Raw genomic sequence first — 11419 nt, 5'->3', positions numbered from 1 at the left:
ACCGCCTATACCCCAAAACTTTCGCCGCAGCCGCATTCATTCTGGGCTTTGGGGTTATGAAATTTAAATAACTGGTTCAGCCCTTCCTGTACGTAATCCACTTCTGTTCCGTCAATAAAAGGCATCGCCTGTAACGGTGCGAAAAGCTTTGCGCCTTCGGCTTCAAAAACCAGATCGTCTTTATCCGGCTCCCGAACGGTATCCAGAACATAGCCAAATCCGGCACATCCCGTCTGTTTTACGCTTAACCGCACGCCCAACATGCCCGGCTGCTTTGCTGCCAGTTCACGTATGTGCGCAGCCGCCGCTGGCGTTAGCGTCAGCCCTTGCCAGGGGAAGTCCTCCGGGTTAAACGTGTCTGAATGCAATTCCATAGAGTTACCTCGCGTTCTAAATCACCAGGATATAACAGCATGTTAGTGATAATGATTATCACTTCAACCCCTTAACCGCAGGGGCTTTCCAACAAATGGTCATATTGAGCGCCTTTTATTAAGCATAGACCCTGTCCGCCAGGTCATACGACAGACAAAAAATCGCTTAACATTTTGATAAGTAATGATTTATAAGACATTAACCGTTCTGGCAGGTCAAAAACGAAAAGATGTATAGAAAATGACTATTTAATTAATAGGCTGTCGACATTGCCGGGCGGCGAGGTCAGAACCCCATTTTTTGTATGGATACCTGGCGTTGCGCTCTTTATAATCCGCTGCGGTTCTATAACTCAGTTTGAGCTATAGGTTTATGTAAACTCTTTCCGGCATTTCAGGTGCTGAATGAGGCAAGAGGCTTAAAATATGGTTGTTACGCTCGCGTATATCGCACTTTTTTTGGTTTTCTCGTGGGTCATCTTGAGAATTAATCAAAAAAGCGATTCCCTGTCGAAAAGCGTTTTTATCGCTATCTTTTTAGGGGCTGTTATTGGTTTATCCCTGCATTTTATTTCAGCAAATCACACTAAAACCATTATCGAATGGTACAGCATCGTCGGCAATGGTTACGTCCATCTGTTGAAACTGGTCGCTATACCGCTAATTTTTATTTCTATTCTTTCCGCCATCAATAAACTGGAAAATAGCGCCGGCATCGGAAAAATGTCGCTGACGATCGTCGGATGCATGTTATGCCTGGTGATGGTTGCCGGTTTTATCGGATTACTGACCGCTCATATACTGGGGCTTGACGCCAGCGCTTTTGTGCACATGCCGTCAATGTTAACTACAGAAGAAGTCAATAAGACTGCCGCGGTGTCGATTCCCCAGTTAGTGACATCGCTGATCCCGACTAATATTTTTCTTGATCTTACGGGAGCCAGAAGTGTTTCCGTTATCGGCATCGTTATCTTCACGCTAATAGCGGGGATCGCTCTGTTAAAGGTCAAAAAAGAGGCACCGGAAGAAGGTCAGAAATTAAGCGCAGGCATTAACGCTATTCAGATCTGGGTCATGAAGATGGTACGTATCGTTATTGCATTAACGCCCTATGGCGTCATGGCATTAATGACTACCGTATTTTCATCATACCACCTTGAACAATTCGCCAGCTTACTTGGTTTTATCGGCGCCTGTTACATCGCGATTTTCATGATGTTTATCGTGCACGCCATTTTGCTGATCCTCAGCGGTAATAATCCAGCGCGTTATTTCAGAATGGTCTGGCCCGTCTTAACCTTTGCGTTTGTTTCCCGCAGCAGCGCAGCCTCTATCCCGCTGGCCATTTCCGCCCAGGAAAAATTTGGCGTACAAAGCACCATTGCCAATATTTCCGCCTCGTTTGGCTCCAGTATGGGGCAAAATGGCTGCGCCGGGATTTATCCGGCTATTATGGTAGCGATGATTGCGCCCACCATCGGCATTGATCCGCTCTCGCTGCATTTTCTGGCCGCGATGTTACCTGCCATTGCGCTAGGGTCTATTGGCGTAGCCGGCGTCGGCGGCGGTGGTACGTTCGCGGCGCTGATTGTCCTGTCGACGTTGAATTTTCCCGTTGCGCTGGTCGGTATTTTTATTGCCATCGAACCTATCGTTGATATGGCCCGCACGGCACTGAACGTTAACGGATCGATGATGTCAGGTGTGCTGGCTAACCGTATTTTGAATAATCATACGGCTGACGACATGCCAGCGGTTATTGACAGACCTTAGTTTTTTACGCGCCCGGAAAAGAAAAACCCTTAAGTCTGTTCAATACAGGCTTAAGGGTTCCGGCCCCATCCGGCGCTTATCTCCGGCACTCTTAATGGCTTAGCTCTTGAAGGGGCATAAGAATAATCTCATAAAGAGAGCGCGCCTTTTTAGCACAAATGGCGATCTGTATTTTTTTTAAACAAAATCAAGAGGATTATCTATTACCTGGGGACAGGGTCTGGTGAGATTGCCTGGTAACATAGCCGGATGGCGGCTAACGCCTTATCCGGCCTACACAGACTTTATTAATGCACGCCCAACCGCCAGGCGAAATAGATCTCTTCTTTCAGTTCGGTTGCAGAGAGGGTGAGGAGATCGGCAAACTCTAACTCCAGCTGTTTTAAACGCTTTAAATACTGCGCGGGAGAAAGTTCGGTTTTATCACGGCGTAAAAATTCAATCGCCAGTTGGGTTGGGTCTAAATCAGTAGACATATCATCCTCGCTTATGTGTAAACGTGCACAGTATATCACCTTTTTCTGCGCACATTTTGACCAAAAGCAATATGCATCACACTTTTATGGTGACAACGTCACACAATCGCCGTAGTAAGACGCGAAGAACAGCACAGACGTCCCTGTTCATCAAAGATCTCTATCTGCCAGACCTGATGGCGAGCCCCGGTATGCAACGCTTTACAGACGCCCCGTACACGCCCCTGACGCACCGACCGTACATGGTTGGCATTCACCTCCAGCCCCACCACCTTTTGCTCCCCCTGCGTACACAGATAGCCTGCGACCGAGCCGATACTTTCCGCCAGCACCACAGACGCTCCGCCATGCAGCAAGCCGAACGGCTGTTTGGTGCGATGATCGACGGGCATTGTCGCTTCCAGCGTATCGTCCCCAATACGCTCAAAGCGGATATCAAGCAGGCCAACCATATTCCCTTCCCCCATCGCATTAAGCGCATCGAGGGTCACTTCACGTTTCCAGATCAACCTATAATCTCCAGTAATGCCTGCAACGGGTGACGCACGCCCGTACCTTCAATGCGTTTAACCTGGCTTCGGCAGGAATAGCCGGTTGCCAGGCAGCGGTTTCGCGGTAGACGTTGCATCGCCTGATGCCAGGATAGCTCATAAATTCCCAGCGAATTTTTATGATTGGTGAGTTCATGTCCATAAGTGCCCGCCATACCGCAGCAGCCTACGCTGACATTTTCCAGCTTCGCGCCAAAATGGGCAAAGATGGCGGCCCACTGCGCAGGCGCGCCGGGTAACGCCGTGACTTCCGTACAATGACCAAAAAAGTACCACGGTTCGCCGCTCACCTCGACGGACAGTCTTGCATTTATTTCCTGCGCCAGCCATTCATTCACCAGCAACACATGAAAATCGCCGCGCTGTTCGCCCAGCGCCAGTTTGTATTCGTCGCGATAACACAGCACCAGCGCCGGATCGACACCCACCATCGGCATCCCCAACGCGGCGATCCGATTAAGGAACTCAGAGGTTTTTTTCGCCGTTTTCGCAAAGCGATTAAGAAAACCTTTAATATGCTGCGCCTTACCATTCGGCGAGAACGGTAACAATACCGGCCTCCTGCCCAGCTTTTCCGCCAGGCGGATAAAGTCCGCCACGACCCGGGCGTCGTAGTAGCTGGTAAACGGATCCTGAACCACCAGTACCGTTTTCGCTTTTTGCTCGGCGCTCATGCGCTCCAGTTGCTCAAGCGTCATATTGGCAGACGGATGGCCCACCAGTTGCTGTTGCAATGAAGGGGCAGAAAGCAGAGGTAAATCCACCATACCGATATGTTTTTTCGCCAGATTACGAACCACCGGTTGGTTAATAAAAAAGTTAAAGGTCTTTGGCGCACGCGCCATCAGCGGCGCGTAGGTCTCGACCGTCGCCACCAGATGATCGCGTGCCGGACGCAGATAACGCGTATGGTAAAGCTGTAAGAAACGCGAACGAAACTCCGGAACATCGATTTTAATCGGACACTGGGTCGTACAGGCTTTACACGCCAGACAGCCGGACATGGCCTCTTTAACTTCATGGGAAAAGTCATACTCGCCTTTGCGTTTGTGCCAACTATTCCGGGTGCGGGCAATCAGCGTGCGTAAGCTGGCGCGTTTTTCTGGCAGCTCCTTTTCCAGCTTCAACGGATCGACGCCGCGATCGGCCAATAGACGGAGCCATTCCCGCACCAGCGTCGCCCGCCCTTTCGGCGAGTGGATCCGGTTAAGGCTAATTTTCATCGACGGGCACATCGGGCTTTTCGCATCGAAATTAAAGCACAGGCCGTTACCATTACACTCCATAGCGCCGCGCCAGGTCTGCCGTACCGCCAACGGGATTTGCCGATCCCAGGTGCCGCGTTTTACCGCATCCACCTTCATCATCGGCGCCTCTATCCCTTGCGGCGGACAGATTTTACCCGGGTTAAGTCGATTATGCGGATCAAAAGCCGCTTTTATTTTGCGCAGCTCGCCATACAGGACTTCGCCGAAAAAGGCCGGGCTGTATTCCGCACGAAAACCTTTTCCATGCTCGCCCCACAACAGCCCGCCGTATCTGGCGGTCAGCGCGACGACCTCATCGGAGATCTGTTTCATCAACAGTTCCTGCTGCGGATCGCACATATCCAGCGCCGGACGCACATGCAGCACCCCGGCATCCACGTGGCCGAACATGCCGTAACTTAAGCCATGACCATCCAGCAGGGCGCGAAATTCGGCGATGTAATCGGCCAGATGTTCAGGCGGCACGCAGGTATCTTCCGCAAAAGGAATCGGTTTGGCAGCGCCTTTCGCGTTACCTAGCAGCCCTACCGCTTTTTTACGCATCGCGTAAATACGCTCAATACCCGTCAAATCGGTACAAAGTTGCCAGCCGATCACGCCCGCTTCCGCTCGCGCCATCAGGCCATCCAACCGGTGGCACAGCGCCTCGACCTGTCCGTCAATAAGCGCTTCATCGTCACCCGCGAATTCCACGATATTCAGGCCAAGCATCTCTTTATCCGGCACATCGGTAATCAATTCGCTAACGGAGTGCCAGACAATATCTTCCCGCGCGAGGTTAAGGACTTTGGAATCGACCGTCTCGACGGATAAGGCGCGCGCATCAACCATAAAAGGGGCGTTACGCAGCGCGGAATCAAAGGAGTCGTATTTTACATTCACCAGACGGCGGACTTTGGGTATAGGGGTAATATCCAGCCGGGCTTCAGTAATAAACGCCAGCGTCCCTTCCGACCCCGTTAAGATGCGGGTAAGATCGAAGCGGGTCATGTCATCGTTAAAGACGTGGCGTAAATCGTAGCCTGTCAGGAAGCGATTGAGCTTTGGAAAGCTATCGAGGATAAGTTGACGGTTTTCCAGGCAGGACTGATAGACGGTCTGATAGATGCGGCCTGGTGTCGTCGTGTTTTCACCCAGCGTCCGGGCAAGCTCTACGGGCATTGATTGCGTGTCAAGGATATCGCCCCCCAACAATACGGCCCGTATGCCTAAGACGTGATCTGACGTTTTTCCATAGACCAGCGAACCCTGACCAGAGGCATCGGTATTAATCATACCGCCAAGCGTTGCGCGATTACTGGTGGAAAGTTCCGGCGCAAAAAAATAGCCATACGGTTTTAGCGCTTGATTAAGTTGATCTTTTATCACTCCCGCCTCTACCCGCACCCATCCCTCTTCAGGATTAATTTCAATAATGCGGTTCATATAACGGGACATATCAACAATAATGCCCTGGTTTAGCGCCTGGCCATTCGTACCAGTACCGCCGCCTCGCGGGGTAAATATCAGCGACGTAAAGCGCGGCTCCGCCGCCAGACGGGCAAGAAGCGCGACATCCGCCGTAGAACGGGGAAACACAACAGCATCGGGAAGAAGCTGGTAGATACTGTTATCGGTCGACATTGTCAGACGGTCGGCATAGCTGGTTGCCGTATCGCCCGTAAACCCTTGCTGCTCCAGCGCCTGCAAAAAATTGAGCACCAGCTGAACGACGCCGGGTGCCTGAGAAATTTGTGGAATCATTATATTGACCTTTTCCTGCGGTCTATGTTGTGAACGGTGGCGCCCAACCCGGCGAGCGCGAGCGGTCTACGCACAGGAAGGGATGCTTAATCGTTTGCGTGTTGCGTTATTTGTTGTATCACATTTTTTTCCTGTGCGCCCAACAGAATTACATGCAGAATCGGCCTGTTAAAAACCGCTGAAATTGCTCATCATTATAGGGTGTGGTTTGCATGTTCACGTCGCGCCAACGTTCTGGCGCAAAGACAAAGGTGAAAAGTATTTATGGTAAATGTTCGTCAGCCCAGGGATATTGCGCAAGTGCTGCTATCGGTGCTGTTTTTAGCCATCATGATTGTGGCCTGTTTGTGGATAGTACAGCCTTTTATTTTGGGGTTTGCATGGGCAGGTACGATTGTTATCGCGACCTGGCCCGTTTTGCTGAAATTACAAAAAATATTGTGGGGCCGCCGCTCGCTTGCCGTACTGGTCATGACGCTGCTGTTAGTGCTGCTCTTCGTTATTCCCGTCGCCTTGCTGGTGAACAGCATTGTCGACGGTAGCGGCCCGCTCATCCATGCAGTGACTGGCGGCGATATGACGCTACCCGATCTGGCATGGTTAAATAATATTCCGTTAGTTGGCGCCAAACTGTATGCCGGATGGCATAGCCTGCTGGATATGGGCGGTAGCGCTATTATGGCGAAAGTGCGGCCTTATATCGGCACAACCACGACCTGGTTTGTCGGTCAGGCGGCGCATATCGGACGCTTTATGATGCACTGCGCCCTGATGCTGTTGTTTAGCGCCCTGCTTTACTGGCGCGGCGAACAAGTGGCGATGGGTATACGCCATTTTGCCTGTCGTCTCGCGGCTAAACGCGGCGATGCGGCGGTTCTGCTGGCTGCCCAGGCGATCCGCGCCGTGGCGCTTGGCGTGGTGGTCACCGCGCTGGTACAGGCGGTACTTGGCGGCGTCGGGCTGGCGATTTCCGGCGTGCCTTACGCTACCCTGTTGACGGTAGTGATGATCCTTTCGTGTCTGGTTCAGTTGGGGCCGTTGCCGGTATTGATTCCAGCCATTATCTGGCTTTACTGGACAGGCGACACCACCTGGGGCACCGTGCTGCTGGTTTGGAGCGCCGTCGTCGGCACGCTGGATAACGTGATTCGCCCGGTGCTCATCCGCATGGGCGCCGATTTACCGCTGCTTCTGATCCTTTCCGGGGTAATCGGCGGACTGATTGCATTCGGTATGATTGGTCTGTTTATTGGACCGGTGCTTCTGGCCGTGACCTGGCGTTTGTTCTCCGCATGGGTACATGAAGTTCCGGCGCCGACGAATGAACCAGAGGAGATCCTTGAAGAGCTGGATGACATCGAGGAAGCCAACAAGCAGTCATAATCCCGTCGGGCGGCATTGCTGCCCGATGCTTTAGCGACGTTTATCAATTCAACGCACACCCCATTTTGATTCGCCCGTCTGTTCCCCGCCGCATCTCATTTCTGTCGCAAATCCGTTACAGTTTTTAAACTATTGAGACGAATCTGATCGACGCAAAAAGTGCTCATGCCTACTATTAGCACACGGTTATAAATCAACACATTGATTTATAAGCATGGAAATCCCCTGAGTGAAACAACGAATTGCTGTGTGTAGTCTTTGCCCGTCTCCTACGATGGGCTTTTTTTTACTTCAAGCGGCCAGCCTCACCGTTCATAATGGCAAGAAGAAAAAAAACTGACAGGACACGCATGAAAACCGTCACCGTAAAAAATCTTATCATTGGCGAAGGGATGCCCAAAATTATCGTGTCGTTGATGGGAAGAGACATCAATAGCGTGAAAGCAGAGGCGCTAGCCTACCGCGAAGCTACATTCGATATTCTGGAGTGGCGCGTGGATCACTTTATGGATATCGCATCGACTCAATCCGTTCTTACCGCTGCGCGTGTTATCCGCGATGCGATGCCTGACATTCCGTTACTGTTTACTTTCCGCAGCGCCAAAGAAGGCGGCGAGCAGACAATAACCACTCAGCATTATCTCACGCTTAATCGTGCCGCAATCGACAGCGGCCTGGTCGATATGATCGATCTTGAGCTATTTACCGGTGATGCTGACGTTAAAGCCACTGTCGATTATGCCCATGCGCATAATGTTTATGTCGTGATGTCTAACCACGATTTTCACCAGACGCCGTCCGCAGAGGAAATGGTTCTGCGGCTACGTAAAATGCAAGCGCTCGGCGCGGATATTCCCAAGATTGCCGTTATGCCGCAAAGCAAGCATGATGTATTAACGTTACTCACTGCCACGCTGGAGATGCAGCAACATTACGCCGACCGTCCGGTAATTACTATGTCAATGGCGAAAGAGGGGGTCATTTCACGTCTGGCAGGGGAAGTGTTTGGCTCTGCCGCCACGTTTGGCGCGGTGAAGCAGGCTTCAGCGCCGGGGCAAATCGCCGTAAATGATCTACGCAGTGTATTAATGATTCTGCACAACGCCTGACCCGGCATTATGCAGGCGTCGGGCAACTTACGCCCTATCCGGCCTACACAACATGTTTCTTGTGCAGGCCGGATAAGCATAGCGTTATCTGGTCGCGGTTTACTTCTTCAGTTCCGCCAGACTCAGCCAGGTCTGAACCACGGTGTCCGGGTTCAGCGACAGGCTGTCGATCCCCTCTTCCATCAGCCAGGCGGCAAAGTCTTCATGGTCGGACGGACCCTGACCACAAATTCCAACATATTTGCCCTGTTTTTTCGCCGCGCGGATCGCCATAGACAGCAGCGCTTTCACCGCGTCGTTACGCTCGTCAAACAGTTCAGACACCACGCCGGAATCGCGATCCAGCCCCAGCGCCAGCTGCGTCATGTCGTTAGAACCAATCGAGAAGCCATCAAAATACTCGAGGAACTGTTCAGCCAGCAAGGCATTGGACGGGATCTCGCACATCATGATGATCTTCAGCCCGTTCTCGCCGCGTTTAAGCCCCTGGCGCGCCAGCTCTTCGATGACCGCTTTCGCCTGGTCGACCGTCCGCACGAACGGGATCATGATTTCGACGTTGGTAAGGCCCATATCGTTGCGCACGCGTTTCACCGCTTCGCATTCCAGCGCAAAACAATCGCGGAAACTTTCTGCGACGTAACGACCCGCGCCGCGGAAGCCCAGCATCGGGTTTTCTTCATGCGGCTCATAGCGTTCGCCGCCGACCAGGTTGGCGTATTCGTTGGACTTAAAGTCAGACAGGCGAACGATAACGCGTTTCGGGTAGAAGGCGGCGCCTAACGTCGCGATCCCTTCCGTCAGTCGACCAACGTAAAATTCACGCGGCGAGTCAAACCCTTTCATCATCTCACGAATGTCGTTTTGCAGCGCGGCATCCTGGTCGTCAAACTCCAGCAGCGCACGCGGGTGAACGCCAATCATACGGTTAATGATGAATTCCAGTCGCGCCAGACCTACGCCTTCATTCGGCAGGCAGGCAAAGTCAAATGCCCTGTCCGGGTTGCCGACGTTCATCATGACCTTCAGCGGTAGCTCTGGCATGGTATCTACGCTGGAGCTTTTTACGCTGAAATCCAGCATGTCGGCATACACATAACCGGTATCACCTTCTGCGCAGGAGACGGTTACTTTTTCGCCATCTTTCATGCGTTCGGTGGCGTCGCCGCAGCCGACTACCGCCGGAATACCCAATTCGCGGGCGATAATTGCCGCATGACAGGTGCGCCCGCCACGGTTAGTGACAATCGCCGCCGCTTTTTTCATGATCGGTTCCCAGTCCGGGTCGGTCATATCGGTGACAAGCACATCGCCAGGCTCAATACGGTTCATTTCGCCGATATCATGAATAACTTTTACCGTACCCGCGCCGATACGATGCCCAATGGCGCGACCTTCGGCAATGATTTTCCCCTGCGCATGTAGCGTATAACGCTCCATCACCTGGCCACGGGAGCGCACGGTTTCCGGACGTGCCTGCACAATAAAGAGCTTACCGGTATGACCGTCTTTCGCCCATTCGATATCCATCGGACGACCATAGTGCTGCTCAATCTGCACCGCTTGTTTCGCCAGCTCCTGCACTTCTTCGTTGGTGAGCGAGAAAATGTCGCGCTGTTCCTGCGGCACATCCTCAATCTTCACTTGCTTGCCGTGCTCCTGGGTGGCGGCGTAAACCATGCGGATTTTTTTCGACCCCATGGTGCGGCGTACGATGGCCGGACGGCCTGCCGCCAGGGTTGGCTTATGGACATAAAATTCATCCGGGTTAACCGCGCCCTGCACCACCATTTCACCCAGTCCCCATGCCGAGGTGATAAAGACCACCTGGTCAAAGCCGGATTCGGTATCGATAGAGAACATCACCCCTGACGAGGCGAGATCGGAGCGAACCATCCGCTGCACGCCAGCGGAAAGCGCTACGCCGCGATGATCATATCCCTGGTGAACGCGATAAGAGATGGCACGATCGTTAAACAGAGAAGCAAATACGTGTTTCACTGCCACCAGTACCGCATCGAAGCCCTGAACGTTAAGAAACGTTTCCTGTTGGCCCGCAAACGAAGCATCTGGCATATCTTCCGCCGTGGCGGAGGAACGCACGGCAAAAGAGGCATTTTCATCATCCGACGAAAGCTGCGCATAGGCATCGCGGATGGCGTTTTCCAGCTCCGGCTGGAAAGGAGTGTCGATAATCCACTGGCGGATCTGCGCGCCCGCTTTCGCCAGCTGGGAGACATCATCAATATCTGTCTTATCCAGCAGCTCATAAATGCGCTGGTTTACGCCGCTTTGATCCAAAAACTGGTTAAACGCATCGGCAGTGGTTGCAAAACCATTCGGAACGGATACGCCCATGCCGGAAAGGTTAGTAATCATTTCACCCAGGGAGGCATTTTTGCCCCCAACTCTGTCTACATCATTCATGCCGAGTTGGTTATACCAAAGCACCAGCGGTGACGAGCCATTGTTGGACATCGAACAATCCTTTTGTGATAAATGAACGAATTTAAGAAACACATAGTTGCGTATTTATCCTGGCATACTTAAACCCGCGAAAAAAACGGTGAATCGTTCAAGCAAATTTATTTTTTCATTTTTTCAGATTGTTTACGTAGTTGCGCAAACCCGCGCATAGCACGGCATTCCCTTAATAACCCTCGGTATAAACTGCGTTTCCAGGAAATGAAACACACTTTTCATTAATTATAAAAAGTGTCTGTCATTTTATAAAATAAGCGA

8 protein-coding genes and 1 other RNA gene are annotated in these 11419 nt (G+C 52.0%); 4 read left to right on the top strand and 5 right to left on the bottom strand.

What is annotated here, in order from left to right:
• Positions 1–5: 5 nt before the first annotated feature.
• Positions 6–374, bottom strand: coding sequence for a Fe-S cluster assembly scaffold SufA (gene sufA, locus ACLD3P_RS01860; RefSeq protein ID WP_000418969.1), 369 nt, complete (start codon positions 372–374; stop codon positions 6–8).
• Positions 375–800: 426 nt separating this feature from the next.
• Here sufA and ACLD3P_RS01855 point away from each other — a divergent pair, with 426 nt between their 5' ends.
• Complete coding sequence (locus tag ACLD3P_RS01855) at positions 801–2147, top strand: L-cystine transporter (protein WP_131046368.1); 1347 nt, start codon at positions 801–803, stop codon at positions 2145–2147.
• A 287-nt stretch (positions 2148–2434) separates the two neighbouring features.
• On the opposite strand, the gene ACLD3P_RS01850 is transcribed toward ACLD3P_RS01855, so the two are convergent.
• The 3 genes from ACLD3P_RS01850 to ACLD3P_RS01840 form a co-directional block, all read right to left on the bottom strand.
• Positions 2435–2623: a YdiH family protein gene (locus tag ACLD3P_RS01850; RefSeq protein WP_001537749.1), complete on the bottom strand. Its 189-nt coding sequence runs from the start codon at positions 2621–2623 to the stop codon at positions 2435–2437.
• A gap of 98 nt (positions 2624–2721) precedes the next feature.
• Positions 2722–3132 carry a 1,4-dihydroxy-2-naphthoyl-CoA hydrolase gene (gene menI, locus ACLD3P_RS01845; protein WP_097362304.1) on the bottom strand — a complete coding sequence of 137 codons (411 nt, stop codon included), beginning with the start codon at positions 3130–3132 and terminating at the stop codon, positions 2722–2724.
• On the bottom strand, positions 3129–6185 hold the full coding sequence (locus tag ACLD3P_RS01840; protein WP_076935168.1) for an FAD-binding and (Fe-S)-binding domain-containing protein: 3057 nt from the start codon (positions 6183–6185) through the stop codon (positions 3129–3131). The genes menI and ACLD3P_RS01840 overlap by 4 nt, the downstream gene beginning before the upstream one ends.
• A 264-nt stretch (positions 6186–6449) precedes the next feature.
• Here ACLD3P_RS01840 and ydiK point away from each other — a divergent pair, with 264 nt between their 5' ends.
• From ydiK to aroD, 3 genes are all read left to right on the top strand, one after another.
• A complete protein-coding gene (gene ydiK, locus ACLD3P_RS01835; protein ID WP_000248615.1) occupies positions 6450–7568 on the top strand; it encodes an AI-2E family transporter YdiK in 1119 nt (372 codons plus the stop codon).
• 182 nt (positions 7569–7750) lie between these two features.
• Positions 7751–7858, top strand: an RNA gene (gene rprA / locus ACLD3P_RS01830) — antisense sRNA RprA.
• Between the two features lie 60 nt (positions 7859–7918).
• Positions 7919–8677, top strand: a complete 759-nt coding sequence (aroD, locus tag ACLD3P_RS01825) for a type I 3-dehydroquinate dehydratase (protein WP_000860215.1) — start codon at positions 7919–7921, stop codon at positions 8675–8677.
• Positions 8678–8776: 99 nt separating this feature from the next.
• Here aroD and ppsA read toward each other — a convergent pair whose 3' ends face one another.
• Positions 8777–11155, bottom strand: coding sequence for a phosphoenolpyruvate synthase (gene ppsA / locus ACLD3P_RS01820; RefSeq protein ID WP_000069340.1), 2379 nt, complete (start codon positions 11153–11155; stop codon positions 8777–8779).
• Positions 11156–11419: the final 264 nt, after the last annotated feature.

The sequence above is a fragment of the Salmonella sp. 741265073_HBA genome (assembly GCF_046569105.1).
Lineage (GTDB): Bacteria > Pseudomonadota > Gammaproteobacteria > Enterobacterales > Enterobacteriaceae > Salmonella > Salmonella enterica.
This window is presented reverse-complemented; position numbering and strand designations above follow the sequence as displayed.